The 19,613-nt window shown below is 60.8% G+C and carries 21 protein-coding genes; 13 read left to right on the forward strand and 8 right to left on the reverse strand.

Going from position 1 to position 19,613, the window contains the following annotated elements:
• Positions 1-35: 35 nt before the first annotated feature.
• Both PR017_RS06860 and PR017_RS06865 read right to left on the reverse strand, forming a co-directional pair.
• Positions 36-647 (reverse strand): PilZ domain-containing protein, encoded by a 612-nt coding sequence (locus PR017_RS06860; protein ID WP_111215721.1) that lies wholly within the window; start codon positions 645-647, stop codon positions 36-38.
• Between the two features lie 171 nt (positions 648-818).
• Positions 819-1,415: a PAS domain-containing protein gene (locus PR017_RS06865; protein ID WP_133255530.1), complete on the reverse strand. Its 597-nt coding sequence runs from the start codon at positions 1,413-1,415 to the stop codon at positions 819-821.
• Between the two features lie 266 nt (positions 1,416-1,681).
• Between PR017_RS06865 and PR017_RS06870 the strand changes: the two genes are divergently transcribed.
• Positions 1,682-2,461, forward strand: coding sequence for a rhomboid family intramembrane serine protease (locus tag PR017_RS06870; RefSeq protein ID WP_111215724.1), 780 nt, complete (start codon positions 1,682-1,684; stop codon positions 2,459-2,461).
• Between the two features lie 107 nt (positions 2,462-2,568).
• Positions 2,569-3,003 (forward strand): CBS domain-containing protein, encoded by a 435-nt coding sequence (locus tag PR017_RS06875; protein ID WP_111215726.1) that lies wholly within the window; start codon positions 2,569-2,571, stop codon positions 3,001-3,003.
• A 71-nt stretch (positions 3,004-3,074) separates the two neighbouring features.
• On the opposite strand, the gene PR017_RS06880 is transcribed toward PR017_RS06875, so the two are convergent.
• The 3 genes from PR017_RS06880 to folE form a co-directional block, all read right to left on the reverse strand.
• Complete coding sequence (locus tag PR017_RS06880) at positions 3,075-4,040, reverse strand: patatin family protein (RefSeq protein ID WP_111215728.1); 966 nt, start codon at positions 4,038-4,040, stop codon at positions 3,075-3,077.
• A 116-nt stretch (positions 4,041-4,156) separates the two neighbouring features.
• Positions 4,157-4,603, reverse strand: coding sequence for a phosphoribosyl-AMP cyclohydrolase (gene hisI / locus PR017_RS06885; protein ID WP_111215729.1), 447 nt, complete (start codon positions 4,601-4,603; stop codon positions 4,157-4,159).
• 19 nt (positions 4,604-4,622) lie between these two features.
• On the reverse strand, positions 4,623-5,237 hold the full coding sequence (folE, locus tag PR017_RS06890) for a GTP cyclohydrolase I FolE (protein ID WP_111215731.1): 615 nt from the start codon (positions 5,235-5,237) through the stop codon (positions 4,623-4,625).
• 270 nt (positions 5,238-5,507) lie between these two features.
• On the opposite strand from folE, the gene PR017_RS06895 reads away from it, so the two are divergent.
• From PR017_RS06895 to PR017_RS06910, 4 genes are all read left to right on the forward strand, one after another.
• On the forward strand, positions 5,508-5,954 hold the full coding sequence (locus tag PR017_RS06895; protein ID WP_111215733.1) for an iron-sulfur cluster assembly scaffold protein: 447 nt from the start codon (positions 5,508-5,510) through the stop codon (positions 5,952-5,954).
• A 2-nt stretch (positions 5,955-5,956) separates the two neighbouring features.
• Positions 5,957-6,313 carry a membrane protein insertion efficiency factor YidD gene (gene yidD, locus PR017_RS06900; RefSeq protein WP_111215735.1) on the forward strand — a complete coding sequence of 119 codons (357 nt, stop codon included), beginning with the start codon at positions 5,957-5,959 and terminating at the stop codon, positions 6,311-6,313.
• Between the two features lie 164 nt (positions 6,314-6,477).
• A complete protein-coding gene (gene thrS, locus PR017_RS06905; RefSeq protein ID WP_111215737.1) occupies positions 6,478-8,466 on the forward strand; it encodes a threonine--tRNA ligase in 1,989 nt (662 codons plus the stop codon).
• A gap of 106 nt (positions 8,467-8,572) precedes the next feature.
• On the forward strand, positions 8,573-9,412 hold the full coding sequence (locus tag PR017_RS06910; RefSeq protein ID WP_111215739.1) for a lysophospholipid acyltransferase family protein: 840 nt from the start codon (positions 8,573-8,575) through the stop codon (positions 9,410-9,412).
• A 26-nt stretch (positions 9,413-9,438) separates the two neighbouring features.
• Here the strand turns inward: PR017_RS06910 and PR017_RS06915 are convergent, their stop codons facing one another.
• Entirely contained in the window at positions 9,439-10,554 is a 1,116-nt protein-coding gene (locus PR017_RS06915) for a hypothetical protein (RefSeq protein ID WP_425070018.1), read from the reverse strand.
• A gap of 202 nt (positions 10,555-10,756) precedes the next feature.
• On the opposite strand from PR017_RS06915, the gene PR017_RS06920 reads away from it, so the two are divergent.
• From PR017_RS06920 to PR017_RS06930, 3 genes are all read left to right on the forward strand, one after another.
• Positions 10,757-11,344, forward strand: a complete 588-nt coding sequence (locus PR017_RS06920) for a nitroreductase family protein (protein WP_111215740.1) — start codon at positions 10,757-10,759, stop codon at positions 11,342-11,344.
• A complete protein-coding gene (locus PR017_RS06925; RefSeq protein ID WP_111215742.1) occupies positions 11,344-11,955 on the forward strand; it encodes a flavin reductase family protein in 612 nt (203 codons plus the stop codon). The genes PR017_RS06920 and PR017_RS06925 overlap by 1 nt, the downstream gene beginning before the upstream one ends.
• 146 nt (positions 11,956-12,101) lie before the next feature.
• Complete coding sequence (locus tag PR017_RS06930) at positions 12,102-13,241, forward strand: DUF2336 domain-containing protein (protein ID WP_111215743.1); 1,140 nt, start codon at positions 12,102-12,104, stop codon at positions 13,239-13,241.
• Between the two features lie 16 nt (positions 13,242-13,257).
• Here PR017_RS06930 and pcaD read toward each other — a convergent pair whose 3' ends face one another.
• Positions 13,258-14,058 (reverse strand): 3-oxoadipate enol-lactonase, encoded by an 801-nt coding sequence (gene pcaD, locus PR017_RS06935; protein ID WP_111215745.1) that lies wholly within the window; start codon positions 14,056-14,058, stop codon positions 13,258-13,260.
• A 287-nt stretch (positions 14,059-14,345) separates the two neighbouring features.
• Here pcaD and malQ point away from each other — a divergent pair, with 287 nt between their 5' ends.
• A complete protein-coding gene (malQ, locus tag PR017_RS06940; protein WP_111215746.1) occupies positions 14,346-16,145 on the forward strand; it encodes a 4-alpha-glucanotransferase in 1,800 nt (599 codons plus the stop codon).
• A 32-nt stretch (positions 16,146-16,177) separates the two neighbouring features.
• Here malQ and PR017_RS06945 read toward each other — a convergent pair whose 3' ends face one another.
• Positions 16,178-17,083 carry a LysR family transcriptional regulator gene (locus PR017_RS06945; RefSeq protein ID WP_111215748.1) on the reverse strand — a complete coding sequence of 302 codons (906 nt, stop codon included), beginning with the start codon at positions 17,081-17,083 and terminating at the stop codon, positions 16,178-16,180.
• Positions 17,084-17,218: 135 nt separating this feature from the next.
• On the opposite strand from PR017_RS06945, the gene PR017_RS06950 reads away from it, so the two are divergent.
• The 3 genes from PR017_RS06950 (at position 17,219) to PR017_RS06960 (ending at position 19,612) form a co-directional block, all read left to right on the forward strand.
• Positions 17,219-17,941 carry a LamB/YcsF family protein gene (locus PR017_RS06950; RefSeq protein WP_111215749.1) on the forward strand — a complete coding sequence of 241 codons (723 nt, stop codon included), beginning with the start codon at positions 17,219-17,221 and terminating at the stop codon, positions 17,939-17,941.
• Positions 17,942-18,014: 73 nt separating this feature from the next.
• Positions 18,015-18,248 carry an acetyl-CoA carboxylase gene (locus PR017_RS06955; protein WP_111215751.1) on the forward strand — a complete coding sequence of 78 codons (234 nt, stop codon included), beginning with the start codon at positions 18,015-18,017 and terminating at the stop codon, positions 18,246-18,248.
• Positions 18,248-19,612: an acetyl-CoA carboxylase biotin carboxylase subunit gene (locus tag PR017_RS06960; RefSeq protein ID WP_111215753.1), complete on the forward strand. Its 1,365-nt coding sequence runs from the start codon at positions 18,248-18,250 to the stop codon at positions 19,610-19,612. Before PR017_RS06955 ends, PR017_RS06960 begins: the two co-directional genes overlap by 1 nt.
• The last annotated feature ends 1 nt before the right edge of the window (position 19,613 follow it).

Here is a 19,613-nt window from a genome sequence, read left to right on the forward strand (position 1 = left end):
ACCCACGGCGCGCAAAGCGTCGTGGGCTTTTCGGCTCAGAGAAATTCGCGCAGCGTATCGCGCGATTGCAACGACAGGAATTCGATCGCGACGCCCTCGCGAAAATGGCGAACGACGCGCCCTCGCATGTTGCCAAGGCGGACGGCCATGCCGAGCGCAGGGCGTGCTTCCACATCGACGGCAGCACCGGAGAGCGACAGATCCATGAGGCGGCAGTTGTAGACGGAGCCGTCCTCGAGCGTCAGTTCGACCGTCGCGCTCTTCGGCGTCAGGCGATCATGGCGGCGGTCCTCGGGCAATCCGAGTTCGTGCTTGTTGGCAAGCCAGGTCAACTGGGCTGCGAGTTTCTCACGCTTGCGATCGGTCGCGTTGATCGACATGTTGAAGCCGCGGCTGTCGACCGAGATCACGAGCCCCTCGACCCGGCCGAGATGGTCGATATAGGCGATGACCCGCTCATTGGCGCGCGGCCTGCCTTCGCAAGTGACGTAAAGGTCGCCCGGCGACATATCGACGACCATGCACTCGAATTCATCGTAATTGGCCAGCATCAGGCGACCCTGCATGTTGATCGGCACCCTTTGAAAGGTCCTTTGATCCATGCGCGGCGCACTCCGCGTCGTCAGTGCTGGCTGGAATGAGTGCATAAAGCGACTTCTTGATCCTGTGAGGCTCGCACTACTGGTAGCAGAAATTTGTTAATAGATGATTGGCCGCCGTCCGCGCGTTGAATTCGATGCACGTCATGCACTCAGTCGCCGTGCCCCAAAAGAGCACAGGTTGTATCGTGGGTGCCGAAGCACGCTGACGCTCCGAGGTCAAAGATTGAGCGCCCGGCGAACGGCAAGGGACAGTCCCAACCGCTTGCTGGCCAAAGCCGATGCTGCAGATCGCGGCGCAGGCGTTTCGGGTTCGCGCAAGCCCGTCCGGCTGTCGATGGTGCGGCCGCGATCGAGACGAAGACCGGCGAGGGGCTGCATTCCAAGCCAGGTGCTTTTGCTCGTCGCCACCAGGCAGCCCAGCACCCTGTCGCAGCGATCCGGGGAGGAGCGCATCGGCAGGAGTATGAACTCGAATGTCATCGAGCGTCCATAGCCGCCATTGCCCGTTGCATTGAGCACAGCCGGCGACACGCCGTCCATGACGCCCTTGGCAAAAGTGACGGCATCGTCACCCTGGCCGGTCCACAGCGATGAAAAAGGCATGTCGCGAAGCTCCCGGCCGAACAGGCTGCAAATCATCGTGCCCGCCAGTCGAAACCGGGGACCGCCGACGTCGGCCGCTTCCAGGATGAAGACCTGTGGGAGCATGTGGCGGATGGCGCCCGGATCGATTTCGGACCGCAGCGGAGCGTCGGCGATCCCTCGGATGCTGTTCCAGTAGGTAAACAGTTCAAAGCTCGTATCCAGTCGCATGGTCAGTCCGTGTGTCAATTCGGTGCAGGATGACGGATATTTCCGCCCGTTGGATCATCCCATGCTTATTCCGTGCCACGGCAGCCGGGTTAGGGTTAACGAAGCGTTTAGATTGACTGGCGATGTCGTCCCGTGGGATCGAGGATGACAATTCTCTCAAGGGGTGACAGCACCAACTGCCAGCCGCCCGGCTTAATCGGGCGGCTTCTTTTTTGGCAACCGCTCCTGTATGCCTTGCTTTTTCCTTTCACGACGAAGAGCATGACATGCAAGACGATGTGCCGAAGCTTCCCCCGAGCGTGGAGAACCGCCCAGACGCGCCTCCGCCACGCACACCGATCTTCAATCTGCCTCCCGTCCTCGTCGCCAGCCTCGGCCTGCTGCTCGCGATCTTCCTGATCCAGACGGTATTTTTCTCGACCGATACGCTCGACTGGTTCTTCTTCACGTTCGGCTTCGTGCCGGGCCGCTACGTGACGCCTTTGTTGCAGCAGGGTCTGGAGTGGCTCTGGACGCCGGTGACCTATTCACTGCTGCATGCGAGCATCGAGCACATCCTGTTCAACGGCTTGTGGCTGATGGCCTTCGGTGCGCCGGTGGCCCGCCGCATCGGCCCGGTGCGCTACATCGCATTCTGGATACTTTCTGCAATCGCAGCGGCAGCACTCAACGCCGCCATCCATTGGGGCCAGATGACGTTGATGATCGGCGCATCGGGCGTCGTCTCGGCGCTGATGGGGGCCGCCTGCCGCTTTGCGTTTCCGCCCGAGAAACGCGGGCCTCGCCCGATGGAATCGCACCTCAATCCAAGACTTTCGATCATTGGCGCATTGCGCAGCCGGACAGTCCTGATGTTCATCCTGTTCTGGTTCTTCACCAACATCCTCATCGCCTTCGGCATGCCGCTGATTGGCGATGGATCGCAGGACGTGGCATGGGACGCTCATGTCGGCGGCTTTATCTTCGGTTTCCTGCTCTTTTCGCTGTTCGACCGCCCGATAGAATTGCCGACGCCGCCTGAAGACGTCGCCGCCATCGATGGCTGAAGGTTGCATTCCCGGCAACCTGAGTGCAACATCGAATTCCGGCCGCGCGGAGGGAGGAGACCACGGGCGACCGGAATCCTATTGCGATTTCGAAAGGGGAGGATCGAATGCCAATTTCCGTAAAATCCATTTTGGACGCCAAGGGTCGCGCCGTGGTGACCGTTGGTCCGGACACGACACTGCTTGAGGCCGCCGCCATCCTTGCGGAGCACCGCATCGGTGCGCTGGTGATCGGATCGCTCGGCGGCACCATCTCCGGCATATTCACGGAGCGGGACGTTGTAAAAGCTGTTGCCAAATATGGCCGCTCCAGCCTCGACCAACCGGTCGTGGAAGTGATGAGCTATAACATCGTTCGCTGCAGCGAAGATTCGACGGTCGACGAGGTCATGGAGATGATGACACAAAGACGGTTTCGCCATGTGCCGGTGGAAGACGAGGGCAAGCTCAGCGGCATCATTTCAATCGGCGACGTCGTCAAGGCCCACATCCGCGAGATTGAACTCGAGGCCGAACAGATCAAGGCCTATATCGCTGGATGAAATCTCCTGGGGAGGGGCTGATCACAGCGCCTCCCCAGCCACGACTGCGGAATGTGCGCCGCCCACCCGCCTTAGCGGGCATAGGCCTCCTGCATGCGGCGAATTTCCGGAAGTCGAGCCGAAGCCTCTTCATAGCCGCGATCGATGGCCGCACCGGCGCGATGAAACTCGGAGAGGCCGATATCGCTCAGTCGAGGATGGAGCGCCAGGTCCGGTGGGTCCCCGGCAAGACGTGCGCGCGAAATCCTGTCCTGTATGATATTGAATGCCTGCACCATGACGCCGGTCATACCGAGCCTGGTATACGGCGCTTCGGGCTGGCGATGGATGTCTGTCGGAGGCCGCAGAGCGTTGTGCTTGACCACGGCGGAGCGGCCGTAGAGATCGTAATTGAGGTTGACCGCGACGACCAGCGGCTGCTCGTAGGACCGGCAGACGGAGACCGGCACAGGATTGACGAGCGCGCCATCAACCAGCGTCCGGTTGTTGTTGCGCACCGGCTCGAAAATTCCGGGCAGGGCGTAGGATGCCCGCAATGCTGTGATCAATGATCCGTTGGTGATCCATACCTCATGACCGGTGTTGAGTTCGGCCGCCACGGCAACGAATGGCCTCGGCAGGTCCTCGATGCTCAGCCCCTGCAGATGCTCCTGCATCCGCTTGGTCAGCCGCATGCCGCCGAACAGACCGCTTCCGCCAATGGTCAGGTCAAGCAGGCTGGCGATGCGGCGCATGGTAAGCGAGCGGGCAAATGTTTCGAGTTCATCGAGCTTGCCGGCCAGATAGCAACCGCCGACGAGTGCGCCGATCGATGTGCCGGCAATCATACCGATCTCGATTCCGGCCTCGTCGAGCGCTCTCAGCACGCCGATGTGCGCCCAGCCTCGCGCTGCGCCGCCGCCCAGCGCCAAGGCGATTTTCGCTTTGCTCGGAAGGACTGGAATGAGGGCCCTTGCGGAGAGATCGTTGCCTTTGGCCGGGGAGGTAACCGCCGAACTCTGTCCGGCTCCCTGACGATTGAAACGCCAGTTCAACATCTTGTCTTCCTTCGAGACGTATCGCGCCTCTTGTTATATCGCGTCCCTTTTTGTTTGCCTGAACATCATACGTCTACAGGGCTTAAAACTGTAATGCCCAGCCGCATCAATTTGTTTTAATGGCCATATACATCGCGTGGGTCGAAGTGACGGTGGGCGTCGACGATTCGCACCACCGGCTTGCCGTCCTGCAATTCGACAACCCGGTAGAAACAGGAGCGACGACCGGTATGGCAGGTGGCAGCGTGGCCACCCACCTCGACCTTCAGCAGGATGGCATCCTGATCGCAATCGGTGCGAATTTCCACCACCGTCTGCAGATTGCCGGACGTTTCGCCCTTCTTCCAGATCTTGGCGCGCGACCGGCTGAAATAATGCGCAATGCCGGTGCTGAGCGTCAGGGACAGAGCCTCGGCATTCATGTGCGCTACCATTAGCAGGACACCATCACTGGCGTCCGTGACGACAGCGGTAATCAGACCGCCATCATCGAAACGCGGCGTGAAGTCGCCGTTGTCCTCAAGTTCCGCCTTGTCGCGGGAAGGCTCCCTGAATCCTATCATCGCAGCCCGTCACCTTACATTAGCGTCCGCGCACCAGCGTCATGAAACGCGCCTGCTCAGCCGGATCGACCTTGTAAGAACCGGTGAACCGTGTCGTCAGCGTCGTCGATCCCTGCTTCTGCACGCCACGCATGGCCATGCACATGTGTTCAGCCTCTATCATGATCGCGACGCCACGGGGGCGCAGTGTCTCGTCGATTGCGGTAGCGATCTGCGCGGTCATGGTTTCCTGGGTCTGCAGGCGGCGCCCGAAGATATCGACCACACGAGCGATCTTGGAGAGGCCAAGAACGCGGCCGTTCGGCAGGTAGGCCACGTGAGCCTTGCCGATGATCGGCACCATGTGATGCTCGCAATGGGAAAAGAACGGAATGTCGCGCACCAGAACCATGTCGTCATAGCCGGCCACTTCCTCGAAGGTACGGCCAAGTACATTTTCCGGGTCCAGTTCATAGCCTGCAAACAGTTCGCGATAGGACTTGGCGACGCGTGCCGGGGTGTCGATCAATCCCTCCCGGGTCGGGTCGTCACCGGCCCAGCGGAGCAAGACCCGCACGGCATCCTCGGCTTCTTTTTGAGTCGGACGATCCGGGTGGGTGTCGGTCAGCGCCAAATTCTTCAACACAGCGTCCATTTCAGGCTCTCCTGATCCGCGATAGGGATCGTTTCAGTCTCGTCATCGACATTGCCGGCCGGACAGGCTTCGGCAAAATCAGTCCATCCGTCCAGATTCTCGCGGCCGTCGTACACTGTTTCGGGTGAAACTCGCAAAAGAGCGTTGTAAAATCATGACCTACGAACGAGATACATATAGTACGGCACCCTTGATGTGAAAGTGTTCGATCGGACACGGTTTGTTTTTCGTTTAGAATACAGTGACCGCCGTATCGGAGGCCGGAGCGCAATGGACGACATCTACAACACCAAAATCCTTGAGTTTGCCGGCAACATAACGCGCATCGGTGTGATTGAGGATGCGGATGCCAGCGCCAAGGCGCACTCGCGCTTATGTGGCTCCCGCGTCACCATATGGCTGAAACTCGATGGAAATGTGGTCAGCGACTTCACCCACGACGTCAAGGCATGCGCGCTCGGCCAGGCTTCATCGTCGATCATGGCGCGCAATGTTATCGGGGCGACCGTGTCTGAACTGCGCCAAGCTCAAAGCGACATGCTGGCGATGCTGAAGGCAGACGGCGAGGGGCCTATCGGCCGATTCGAGGAAATGCGATACCTCCGCCCGGTCAAGGACTACAAGGCGCGGCATGCATCGACGATGCTGACATTCGATGCGGTGATCGATGCAATCGAACAGATCGAGGCCAAACGCGGCATAGCCGTGGAGGCCTGACCATGTGCGAAGCGCACGGCCACGGTCGAAAACCCGGCCAGTCCAGAAACTTTAGCGGTCCATTCCGCAAAACCCCGGACCGGCTGCTCGGGATTGGCCTGATCCGCCTGTACCAGCTGACACTTTCCGGCTTCATCGGCAATTCCTGTCGCCACCTGCCGACCTGTTCGGAATACGGCTATGAGGCAATAGCACGACATGGCCTCTGGCCCGGCGGCTGGATGACGTTGTTTCGCATCGGCAGTTGCGGGCCCGGCGGCAGCAGCGGCTTCGATCCCGTTCCTGAGGTTCTCGAGCGCAGATACCGGTGGTGGACGCCGTGGCGATATCTGGCGCTGCGCCGCTCGCCGCCTGCCTGATGTGCCAGACACACACGGCCGGGTAGAACCCGAAGGGCCTGCCTGATCTTTACTCAAAGCCCAAAAACATCTATCAGGCGCTGCGAGATCGGCGGTCGATGGCCCCGTCTCGTATATAACGCACCACCCGCATTGGTTGGCGGGACTGGATAAGGAAGCTTAAGATGACGGACGCTATTTCCCTGACATTTCCCGATGGTTCGGTGCGCGGCTTTGCAGCCGGCGCAACAGGCCGGGATGTTGCCGAATCGATATCGAAGTCGCTGGCCAAGAAGGCCGTTGCGATTACCATAGACGGCACTGTACAAGACCTCTCCGAACCGGTGACCTCAGGGGCGATCGAAATCGTCACCCGTACCGACGCGCGCGCGCTGGAACTCATTCGCCACGACGCGGCACATGTCATGGCAGAAGCCGTGCAGGAACTGTGGCCCGGTACGCAGGTGACCATCGGTCCGGTGATCGAGAACGGTTTCTACTACGACTTTGCCAAGAACGAGCCGTTCACGCCGGACGACCTGCCCGTCATCGAAAAGAAGATGAAGGAGATCATCCAGCGCAACAAGCCGTTCACAAGAGAGATCTGGTCGCGCGAAAAGGCCAAGCAGGTATTTGCCGACAAGGGCGAGACCTACAAGGTCCAGCTGGTCGATGCGATCCCTGCTGGCCAGGATCTGAAGATCTACTACCAGGGCGACTGGTTCGACCTTTGCCGTGGCCCGCACATGGCCTCGACCGGCCAGATCGGCACTGCCTTCAAGCTGATGAAGGTTGCCGGCGCCTACTGGCGGGGCGACAGCAACAATCCGATGCTGACCCGCATCTACGGTACGGCATTCGCCGAGCAATCGGAACTCGACAACTACCTCGACATTCTGGCTGAAGCCGAGAAGCGCGACCATCGTCGCCTCGGCCGCGAGATGGACCTGTTCCATTTCCAGGAAGAGGGACCCGGCGTGGTCTTCTGGCATGGCAAGGGATGGCGGCTGTTCCAGTCGCTGGTATCCTACATGCGCCGGCGCCTTGCGCGCGACTACCAGGAAGTCAACGCGCCGCAGGTGCTCGACAAGTCGCTCTGGGAAACCTCGGGACACTGGGGCTGGTACCGCGACAACATGTTCAAGGTGACGGTTGCCGGCGACGAGACCGACGACGAACGCGTCTTCGCGCTGAAGCCCATGAACTGCCCCGGTCACATCCAGATCTTCAAGCATGGCTTGAAGTCGTACCGCGAACTACCTGTGAGACTTGCAGAATTTGGCAACGTTCACCGGTACGAGCCCTCCGGCGCATTGCACGGACTGATGCGCGTGCGCGGGTTTACGCAGGACGACGCCCACATCTTCTGCACCGACGAACAGATGGCCGCCGAATGCCTGAAGATCAATGATCTCATCCTCTCGGTCTACGAGGATTTCGGCTTCCAGGAAATCGTCGTTAAGTTGTCGACACGGCCGGAAAAGCGGGTCGGGTCGGATGCCCTGTGGGATCGCGCCGAATCCGTGATGATGGAAGTGCTCCAGACCATCGAGGCGCAATCGGGCGGTCGTATCAAGACCGGCATCCTGCCGGGCGAGGGCGCCTTCTACGGTCCGAAATTCGAATATACGCTGCGTGACGCAATCGGCCGCGAATGGCAGTGCGGCACGACGCAGGTCGACTTCAATCTGCCGGAACGCTTTGGCGCCTTCTACATCGACCAGAACTCGGAAAAGACCCAGCCGGTGATGATCCACCGTGCCATTTGCGGTTCGATGGAACGCTTCCTCGGCATCCTGATCGAGAACTTCGCCGGTCACATGCCGCTGTGGATTTCACCGCAGCAGATCGTCGTTGCAACCATCACGTCCGAGGCTGACGACTACGGCATGGAAGTGGCCGAGATGCTGCGCGAGGCAGGCCTGCAGGTCGAGACCGACTTCCGCAACGAGAAGATCAACTACAAGATCCGCGAGCACAGCGTTACCAAGGTGCCTGTGATCATCGTTTGCGGCAAGAAGGAAGCCGAGGAGCGCTCGGTCAATATCCGCCGCCTCGGTTCGCAGGCACAGACCTCGATGTTGCTCGACGCGGCTATCGATAGCCTGACTCTGGAAGCAACGCCGCCGGACGTTCGCCGCAAGGCAGCGGAGAAGGCGGCGCGGGCAGCCTGAGCGATCACTTTCTGACAGGGCCGTGCTGGCTCTGTCAGAGAACTGACATCGAAGTGTAATATACCGACGCCAGTGTGATCAGGGGCGGGGCCTACCCGGAACAATCGTGAAGCTCAAAGTGCTTTCCTACGCCAACGACCGTGACCCCCGGCTGAAGCGCTGGTTCATTCGCTCCATCGAGGGCCTGTCGGGCCGGGATCGTTACGCGCGGCTTTACGACATCTGGCGCAGCGACATCTTTGCCTCCGGCGACCGGGTGTTCGGCAAGATGCTGGATCTTATTGACATCCGCATGGACGTGCGCGGCGCCTGGCCGCCGGCGAACCTGCCCGATACGCCGCTCGTCATCGTCGCCAACCATCCCTTCGGCATCGGCGACGGAATCGCGGTGCTGGCGCTTGCCGAGCAACTCGGTCGCCCCTTCCGGGTGCTGATCAACGACGAACTGCTCAAGGTTCCGGAGATGAGCGCCTATTCGTTGCCGATATCGTTCGAGGAAACCCGCGAGGCGATGGCGATGAACATGCAGACCCGTCACGAGGCCGTTCGTCTCCTGAAGGAGGGCGTGACCATCATCGTCTTTCCCGCCGGCGGCGTCGCCACGGCGAAACGGGGCTTCGGGCTGGCTGAGGATCTGCCCTGGAAGATTTTCCCGGCAAAGCTTGTGCAGGCAGCCCGGGCGTCCGTCATTCCGATCTATTTCGAAGGCCAGAACGGCCGGCTGTTCCACCTTGCGAGCAAACTATCCCTGACGCTACGCATCTCTATGCTGATCCGCGAATTCCGACGCCTCTCCGGCAGCACGATCACCTCACACATCGGCGAACTCATCACGTTTGAAAAGCTCAGCGAGGGTGCTGATCGCAAGGATCTGCTGTCGCGACTTTACAGCGCCGTGTTCTCGATGGCGCCGCCAAAGCGCCTCGTTTTCAGCCGCGCGAGCTGAGTCTGGCCGATCTGAGTTGAGCCCGGCTAATCCATGCTCGTGCCGTCGTCGCCGGCAGGCAACGGCGGCTGAACGGCGGAGGTTGCTCCGGCCTCGGGAGGCGCGGTCGGCGCTTGTACGGGCGGCGCCTGCGTTGAAGGTGCTTGCGGAATCTGGTCGTCAGGTCCGTTTTCCGGATCCTGCAGATCCTGCGGCTGTTGCTCTTTCATCAGCACCTCGACATCGGTGTTCTTGCCGGCCGCGACACTGAAATCCCGCTGATAGATCTTGTCCTTGTTGCGGGCGACCGCGGTGTAACGCCCCTCGGCCAAAATCATCGTCGGAAAGGCGCTGACGCTCTCGCCGACGATGTCGCCGGCGGCCGTCAGCACTGACCAGGCCGTATCGGCGATGGCCTCGCCGCCGGCATCCGACACCAGCTTGAAGGTTAGTTTTGCGGCGCGATGCTGGATCGTCGCCTCGGTCACCTTGCCGGCCTCGACCTGGATATCGGCGCGGATGATGGCATTGACCTGCCCGTATTCCGAGACAATGTGGTAAGTGCCGGCGCTGAGGCCCACCAGCGTGTTCGGTTTGACGTCGGACATGACGAGGCCGCGTGTCCCGTCCTCCTTCACCTCGTTGGAATAGACGGAAAAGCTGAGCTCGGCCGGTGGAATCCTCACATCGGAGCCGGACACCGCGTTGAGCAGGATACCGCCGGCATCGAGCACCATGACCTGCTTCTGCGTCTCGCCGCTTTCCGGCACCGTGAGCTTCTTGGTAACGCCGGCGCGACCGAATGAAACGTTGACGAAATAATCGCCGGGGCCGAGCTGAAAGGCCGCCGAACCGCCTTTGGAGCTTGCCACCAGCGGCAGTTTTCCGTCACCGCCAGCGACAGGACTGAACACGTACCAGGACAGACCCTGTTGCAAAGGCGGTCCATCCGCCGTCAACTTGGCGTCGAGTGCGACATCGCGGATGGCGGCTGCCTTCTTGTCCGTCCCAGGAGAGATGAAAGCGTTGAGCTTCGGCATTTTCGCCGTACTGTTGAGCTGCTTGAATTCCTTGAAGGCATCGTCTGCCCGGACGGAAAGGCCGGTGGCGAGCAAAAGCATCGCCGTCAGGCCTATACGACCGGTATGAACAAAAGCCGACATGAATTCCCACCGATCGATGACGCGTACCAATCCGCAACAGAAGACCAACGCGGTGGCAAATTCAAGACCTTGGCCATCATCGCCCCCGGGTTTCGCATGGTTTTGTCCCTGCAGCGGCAATTGACATCGGCGCAACCGACAGCGACAAACCGGCATCGCTATTCATGACCCTTGCGACCTTGTCGCCACGATGGAATTTCTGATGAAAAACGACATCACGCTGATCGATTACCTCGCTGTCCGCCGGTCTACGCCTGCCTTCCAGATGTGCGAACCCGGACCGGGCAGGGGCGAACTCGAAGACATGTTGAGACTTGCCTCGCGCGTGCCGGATCACGGCAAGCTCGCCCCCTGGCGCTTCATCGTCTACCAAGGCAACGAGCGAGCCAAGATCGGCGAGGCGCTGCTGCAATTGGCGCTAGAGGCAAAGCCTGACCTTTCCGACGAAATGAGGAAGGTCGAACTCGCCCGGTTCACCCGCGCGCCTGTCGTCATCGCCGTCGTCAGCACCGCCGGACCTCATGTCAAGGTGCCCGAATGGGAGCAGATCCTGTCGGCGGGGGCTCTCTGCCTGAACCTGTCGATGGCGGCCAACGCCCATGGCTATGTCGCCAACTGGCTAAGCGAGTGGTTTGCCTATGACGAGCGCGCCTATCCGTTGCTCGGCATCAGGCCCGGCGAGAAGGTTGCGGGTTTCATCCATGTCGGATCGACCACCTTCCCGATCACCGAGCGGCCGCGGCCTGAACTCAGCGACACCGTGACCTGGGTCGGCGGAGGCGACGGCTGATGTTCTACAGCACGGACACCAACCTGCACGGCCTGTCCCACGATCCGTTCAAAGCCATCGTCACGCCAAGGCCCATTGGCTGGATCGGCAGCAAGGGCAGGGATGGCTCGATCAACCTGTCCCCCTACTCATTCTTCAACGCTGTCTGCGACACCCCGAAGATCATCATGTTTTCCTCGCAGGGCCGCAAGGACAGCGCCCGGAACGCCGAGGAAACAGGCGTCTTCACCGCCAATTTCGTCAGCCGCAACCTGGTCGACCAGATGAATGCTTCTTCGGTGAGCGTACCCTATGGGATCGACGAGTTTGCTGTCGCGGGCTTGACGGCGGCACCCGCTCATCTGATCGATGCACCCTATGTTGCGGAGGCCTTCGCCGTGCTCGAATGCAGGGTGACGGAAATCCGTAATCCGATGACCTTGTCCGGGACGCCGGCGAACAATTTCATGGTGTTCGGCGAGGTCGTCGGCATCCACATCGACGAGGCAATCATCCGCGACGGGCGCCTCGACATGGAGCTGGCACAGCCGATGGGACGCATGGGCTATATGGACTACAGCGAGGCCAGCACCGTGTTCGAACTGCTGCGTCCACCCACGCCAAAGTCGTAATTCGATGTCGATTTACCCGTCGCCGGGCAATTCGACAATATTACCGGACGCTTAACGCCTATGGTGAACCAATCATAAACTTTTTGCCGCTAGCCTCGGAATCACAGTAGCGGACGACAGCCGTCCCCAACATCGAGGCCGGAAAAGTGATCGTAGAGGCATTTCTTCGCTGGGCGGAAACGGCCAAGGCCGGCGACAGGGCAAGGGCTGCCAATGCGCTCGGACGGGCGTATCTTGGCACAACCATGCCAGCTGCCGAACGCGATGCGGCCGAGATGGCGATGACTTTCCTGCTTGACGATCCATCGCCGCGCGTCCGCCTGTCCCTCGCGGAAGCGCTGGCACATGCAGCAGATGCGCCGCGCAACGTCATCCTGTCGCTGGCAACGGACCAACCCGAAATTGCTGCCCAGGTCATCCTCTGCTCGCCGCTGTTCAACGACGCCGATCTCGTCGACCTGTCCTCGCGCGGCGACAGCGTCACGCGGGTGCTGATTGCCTCGCGCGGAGCGCTCGGTCCTTCTATCGTCGCGGCCATTGCCGAGATCGGCGACGAAGAGGAAGTTCTTTGCCTGCTGGAGAACAGCGGGGCCTGCTGGACGCGCGCTTCGTTGAAGCGTGTCACGGATAGGCTCGGCCATTCCGCCGATATCCGCCGGTTGCTGCTGGAGATGCACGACTTGCCCTGCGATGCCCGCCATCTGCTGATGCAGCAGGTCAGCGACGCGCTGGCGGAATTTTCGCTCGTACAGGCAACCCTCAGCCCGCGCCGCCTGCAGCATGTGACCCGCGAAGCGGGCGAGGCGGCTACTGTAACAATCGCGGGCAACGTGAACCACGATGAAATCTCGGGAATGGTCGAGCACCTGAGGCTGTCCGGGCGCCTGACGCCGGCTTTCCTTATGCACACGCTGTGCAGCGGCAAGGTCGATTTCTTTGCCGGCGCCGTCGCCAATCTTTCAGGCTGCAGAGAGCTCCGCGTACGCTCAATTCTCGGCACCGGACGCATGCATGCGGTGCGTGCCCTCTTTGAAGCCGCTGGATTGCCGCGCGACATCAGTACCCTCTTCGTTGAGGCGACTATGCTTTGGCGCCAGACGTCGCGTTCGGCAATAGAAACGATGCTCGATACGGTATCGCAGCGCCTGTTGCGACGCCTTGGTCGGAGCCACGGCAATGCTGGCGGCGTCACAGACCTGCTGGTGATGGTCGAAAAGCTGCACATCCAGGAGCAGCGTCAGTCGGCCCGCAATTTCGCCACCCAGGCCATGCCCCGCGCGGCCTGAGAAACCGAAAGATCGCCTATTTCCCCGTCTCGACTTCCGCGATGAAAGCTTTGATGATTTCGGTGAGCAACGCCGGCTGTTCGACGCAGGCTATGTGTCCGGCATCGCGGATCAGCTCATAGCGCGCATCGGGAATGCGCTTGGCCATTGCCAGCACGACGTCAGGCGGTGTCGAGCCATCCTCACCGCCGGCGACACAGATCGTCGGTACGGCGATGGACGTCGCCGCCGCCTCATAGTCCGCGTCTCTCAACGCCTCGCATGTCGCCACGTATCCCTCGGCCGGCTGACGGATCAGCATATTCCGATAGCCGGCATAGGCCGTGTTCTCCGGTCGGCGGAATTCTTTCGTGAACCATCGCTCCATGATGCCGTCGGTAAGCGCCTCTATGCCGCCGGCCTTGATCGCGGCGATTCGGTCGTTCCAGAGTTCGGGTGTCCCTATCCGTGGCGCCGTGCCGCAGAGGATGAGGCCTCGCACCAGTTCCGGACGGCGCTGGTAAAGCGACTGGGCAATGAGCCCACCGACAGACAGGCCGCAGATGTAGGCATTGCTGACCGAGAGCATGTCCAGAAGACCGGCGAGGTCGCCGGCATGGTCCTCTATCGCATATGGGGTCTGGCCGATATCCGACAGGCCGTGACCGCGCTTGTCATAGAGAACGATGGCGAAATCGCCCGCAAGCCGAACGATCACGTCGCGCCATATGCGGAAATCCGTGCCTAGAGCATTGGCAAAGACGATGGTCGGCTTGTCAGCCGATGCGCCGATGATTTGATAATGGATCATCACATCGTTGATACGCGCAAACTGCATGCTTGGTCCTCACGATCGGTTTAGGCTTCCATGGCCAGCGGCATGCCGGCAAAAACGCTCTATTGCCATGAGGATTGCTGCACAGCAAAGAAAATCAGTCCGTTGCAGCAAGCGGCGTAGGTCAGTTCGGTCCGTCGCCACTCCGGGCCACTGACACTTCGGGGAGAGTATTCTGACGCTCATCTACCCAATGGCTGGCGATTGGTTCGGAACAATAGCAAACCGATTTTGTTTTTCTAGCAAGCCGCAAGGGCCATCCGTCCGAGCGCTCGAGGAATTGACAGTCAATGCAGAAACATCATCAGAGCTTAAGAAGCCTTGCCCGCACACACGGCATAGACCTTCGTCGGCCGTCCTCGGACGGAAGCACAGCGGCCGTCTCCGACGCGACGCTGAAGATGATGCTGACGGCGCTCAAGGTCACGTTCGATGATGAAACAGCACCCACAGGCCCCGCCAACTGCTTCCTGCCTCCGGAGATCATAGATCGCCCGTGCTGGGGTCTGAGCCTGCAGCTTTACGAGCTTCGGTCAGCCCGAAACTGGGGCATCGGCGACTTCCTCGATCTCGAGGCTTGTTCCGATCTGGCAGGCCCGCTGGGTGCCGACTTCATCGGCCTTAACCCGCTGCACGCACCATTCACTGCCGATCCGGAGCGCTGCAGCCCGTATGAGCCTTCCAACAGGCAGTTTCTGAACCCTTTCTATATTGCAGTCGATGCGGTCGAAGGCTTCGTGATGACGCCCGCGCTGGATGAGCGCATCCGGCGACTTCGTGCCACGGGCCTTGTGGACTACAGGCAAGTGGCGGAACTGAAGCTCGAGGTGCTGCTAGATCTCTGGATGAGCGGGGAGGGCGGTCGCGGCAGCCCTGATTTTGCCGCCTATGTCTCGGAAGGCGGCGAAGGTCTGCAGCGACACGCCTTATTCGAAGCCATCTCCACCGAGATGGGCAGGCGAGGTATTGGGACCGGTTGGCACGCATGGCCGGAGGCTTATCGCACTCCATTTTCAGAGGAGGTAGGCCGCTTTGCGGAGGAGCACGCCGAAAACATCATGTTCCACAAATGGCTACAGTGGCTGGCGCATCAGCAGCTCGGCCAAGCCGGCACCCGTGCCAGGGAACGTGGCATGCGCATCGGGCTCTACCTCGACCTTGCCGTCGGCGAGGCGCTTGACGGCTCCGCAACCTGGAGCGATCCGGATTTCTACGTCTCCGGAGCCAGCATCGGCAACCCGCCTGAACCCTATGCCATCGATGGGCAGGACTGGCGGCTTGCCGCCCTTCTACCGGACGCGATCGCATCTGGCGAAGCCTCGCCGTTCCATAAGATGCTGGCGGCTGCAATGCGCTACGCCGGCGCGATCCGCATCGACCACGCGGCTGCTCTTTCGCGCCTTTTTCTCGTGCCCACCAGCGGCACTCCGGCGGACGGGGCTTATGTTTCCTATCCGCAGGAAGACTTGCTGCAGGTCCTCTCCAGGGCATCGCAGCAATACCGCTCTATCGTCATCGGCGAGGATCTCGGCAATATCCCCGGTGGTCTCCGCGAAGACCTCGCCGACGCGCAGATCCTCTCCTACCGCATCCTGTCCTACGAGCGAAACGGGCAGGGGTTCATCGCGCCGGATGCCTATCCTGCACTCGCGCTTGCCTGCGTCTCCACCCACGATCACCAGACATTTACGGGCTGGTGGCGCGGCGACGACATAGCGCTGCGCTCCGAGCACCGGCTGGTGCCGGCCGAGCTTGCCGAAGTCCACGAGACCGCAAGGCAGGAAGAGCGTGATGACCTGCTGCGTGCCTTTGCAGATGCCGAGGTTCGCCAGCCAGCGGTAACAACGGGCGAAAACGAGAGCATTGCCCTTGCGGTAGCCTCCTATCGCTATATCGCGCAGACGCCATCCGCGATGGTGGCGGTCAGGCTCGCAGACCTCACCAACGAACCGAACCCGACCAACATTCCGGGCACCAGCACAAGCTATCCGAACTGGAAGCCCAAGCTGTCGGTCCCGCTGGAATCGCTCGGTGAGGCACCCCTGTTTCGTAAAATCGTCACCGCCATCAGCCAGATCCGCCCGCGATAGCGCTAGGACAGGCGGACAGAGTACTTGCCTGCTTAGCCCCCACCACCAAGAGTCACGGACATGAACGCCCGGAATGTGGCTGCCGCCGTGGCCATAGGTCGGGCGCGTGCCCAGGCCAGGCCGACATCCATGCTAGGGACGGGCTCGATCAGCCTGCGAACTTCGATGCGCTGCCCCTCGAGAGACCACGGCCGATAAACCATGTCCGACAGGATGGTGACGCCGACACCGGCTGCGACGAGCGAGCGGACGGCCTCGACCGAGCTCGTCGTCAGCACGGCATTCGGCTTTTTACCCGCAGCATCCCAGTAGCGCGTGGCCGTCGTGCTCGCCTCGTCTACGGTCAGCATCACATAGTCCTCCTGCGCCACGTCGGCGAGGCTGATTTCGGTCCGTGAAAGCAGGTGGTGATCGGCCGAAAGCCAAAGCCGGCGTGACGATCGCAGCAGCAGTTCCTGTTCAAGCTCGTCCGAATTCGCCAGGTTGGAGACCAGCATGATCGCGATATCCAGGTCGCCGCTGGCCAGCTGTCGTTCGACTTCGGCGCGGGGCAGCTCCCTGATCTCCACCGAGATATGCGGGTAGGTCTTCCGGAAGCGCGCATAGTATTTCGACATGAAGTAGCCGGTCACCGTATAGGTCATGCCCATAACGAGTTTTCCCGACAGTTCCGCACGCTCGCGCAGCGGGCTGTGAACCGCAGCGGCGACCGCACCTGTGATGATCCGGGCGTGATCGAGGAACCGGGCGCCCTCCATCGTCAGCCGGACGCCGCCATGCGTCCTCTCCAGAAGTTTGACCCCGAGCTCCTCTTCCAGCGATTTTATTGCCGCCGTTACCGCAGATTGGGAGATGTTGAGGTTGACGGCCGCGTGGCTGACTTGTCCACTTTCTGCAGACGCAATAAAATAATCGAGTTGTTTCAGCGTGATGCTCATGCCTGTTCCACCATTTTTTTATTATCGTTTTTTTCGATATTACATTACGAAAATTACTATTTCACAAGAGGCAAAAGCTCGGACAAGATTTGTGCAACGCCGCAAAGACGGCAGCTTATAAGGGGCACGACAACGATGAGCGTCACGCTGAACTGTGACATGGGAGAGAGCTTTGGCCTTTACAGGCTGGGCGACGACGCCGGGCTTATGCCGCTTATTGACGCGGCGAATGTGGCCTGCGGCTTCCATGCATCCGATCCCGACCACATGCGAACGACAGTCCTGCGCGCCAAGGAGCATGGCGTCAAAGTCGGGGCACACCCTTCGCTTCCCGATCTCCAGGGTTTTGGCCGACGCGAGATGAAGATGAGTCGGGAGGAGATCGCCAACTCGGTCATCTACCAGGTCGGCGCTCTGCTCGGCTTCCTGAAAGCGGAAAACATGCCGCTCAATCACATCAAGCCGCATGGCAGCCTTTACAACATGGCCGCCCGCCAGGAAGAAGTCGCTCAAGGCATCTGCGATGCGGCAGAGGTCTTCGGTGTGCCGGTGTTCGGCATGACGGGCACCCTGCACGAAAGCATCTACCCGCAGCGCGGCATACGCTTCATCCCGGAGTTTTATGCCGACCTCGACTATACGCCGGCGGGTGCGCTGATTGTCACGCGCGAACATCCGGCCATGGATCCGGACTTGATGGCATCCCGCTGCGTCCGCGCATTGAAGGACCACCAGGGCACAGCCACCGATGGCAGTCTGTTCCCGGTCGGCTGCGAAACGATTTGCGTGCATTCGGATACGCCGAACGCTATCGATATTGCCAAGGCCGTGCGCAGCGCAATCGCGCCCTGGCACTGATTTCGGCGGCCGCCTCCAAGGCGGCCTGATTGCCTGCATCCATCTCGCATTGTCGGAACAGGAGACCCATTCCATGCCACAGATCCTTTCACCGCTTCCCGGAACGTTCTACCGCAGCGCAGCACCTGGCCAGCCGCCTTTGAAGGCCGACGGCGACGATGTCGCGATCGGCGACGTCATCGGCCTGATCGAGGTGATGAAGTCCTTCCACGAGGTCAAGGCAGAGGTTGCCGGTAGCGGCATTTCCTTCCTTGTCGACAACGAAGACCCTGTCATGGCAGGCGCAACGCTGGCGGACGTCGGCTGATGCTGAAGAAGTTGCTGATAGCCAATCGTGGCGAGATCGCAGTGCGCGTAATCCGCGCTGCCAAGGACCTCGGTATTGCGACGGTAGCCGTCTATTCCACGGCCGATGCGGATGCCTTGCATGTTCAGCTTGCAGACGAAGCCGTCAACATTGGTCCACCGGCAGCCAAGAAGTCCTATCTCAACATCGAGGCCCTGTTGGCGGCAGCCCGCGACACCGGTTGTGACAGCATCCATCCGGGCTATGGGTTCCTGGCTGAAAATGCCGAGTTTTCCGATGCTGTCACTGCGGCAGGCCTCGTCTTCGTCGGCCCCTCCGGCAATGCAATCCGCCTGATGGGCGACAAGGTTTCGGCACGCCTCGCTGCGTCTGCGGCCGGAGTTCCGGTCGTTCCGGGTTCGGTCGGTCGGGTCGAAAGCATCGAGGCCGCGCGGGACGTCCTGGCAGAGACCGGTTTCCCGGTAATGATCAAGGCCGCCGCCGGCGGTGGCGGACGTGGCATCCGCATCGCCAATTCGTCAACCGAGTTCGAGCAGGCCTATCCGCAGGCCCAGGCCGAAGCGCTGGCTGCTTTCGGGGACGGAGGCCTTTATATGGAGAAGGTCATTGGCCGTGCCCGCCATATCGAGGTGCAGGTGCTTGCCGACGGCCATAATGCGGTTCATTGCTACGAGCGTGAATGCTCGCTGCAGCGTCGTCGCCAGAAGGTCTGGGAGGAGGCGCCTTCGCAAGCCCTCTCAGATGCGCTGCGCGAAGAACTCTGCGCCTCGGCCGTAGCGCTCGCAAAGGCCGTCGCCTATTCCGGCGCGGGGACAGTCGAATACCTCTACGACGATGCCTCTGACCGCTTCTATTTCATCGAAATGAACACCCGTATCCAGGTCGAACATCCCGTAACCGAGGCCGTCACCGGCATCGATCTAGTGGCGGAGATGCTGCGGATTGCCGGCGGCGAGCCATTGCGATTGTCGCAGGCCGATATCAGGGTCAGCGGACACGCAATCGAAGTGCGGCTGAATGCGGAAGATCCCGCCCGGGATTTCGCGCCGTTCCCGGGCACTGTCGGCGATCTCAGGATACCCGGCGGCCCCGGCGTTCGCTTCGATTCGATGCTCTACGCCGGCTACCAGGTGCCCCCCTTCTACGATTCACTGCTGGCCAAGCTGATCGTCCACGCCGAGACCCGCGAAGCGGCGATTGCGCGGCTTCAAAGGGCACTGGGCGAACTCGAGATCTCGGGCATGAAAACGACCAAGCCGCTGTTTCTGGCGCTTGCCGCAGATCCGGCAGTCCAATCGGGAGACGTGCATACGCGCTGGCTGGAAGGCTGGCTTGTCGAAAACGCAGCGGCGCTTGCCAGCTGAA

Origin of the sequence: Rhizobium tumorigenes (assembly GCF_003240565.2) — a bacterium.
Classification (GTDB): Bacteria; Pseudomonadota; Alphaproteobacteria; order Rhizobiales; family Rhizobiaceae; genus Rhizobium; species Rhizobium tumorigenes.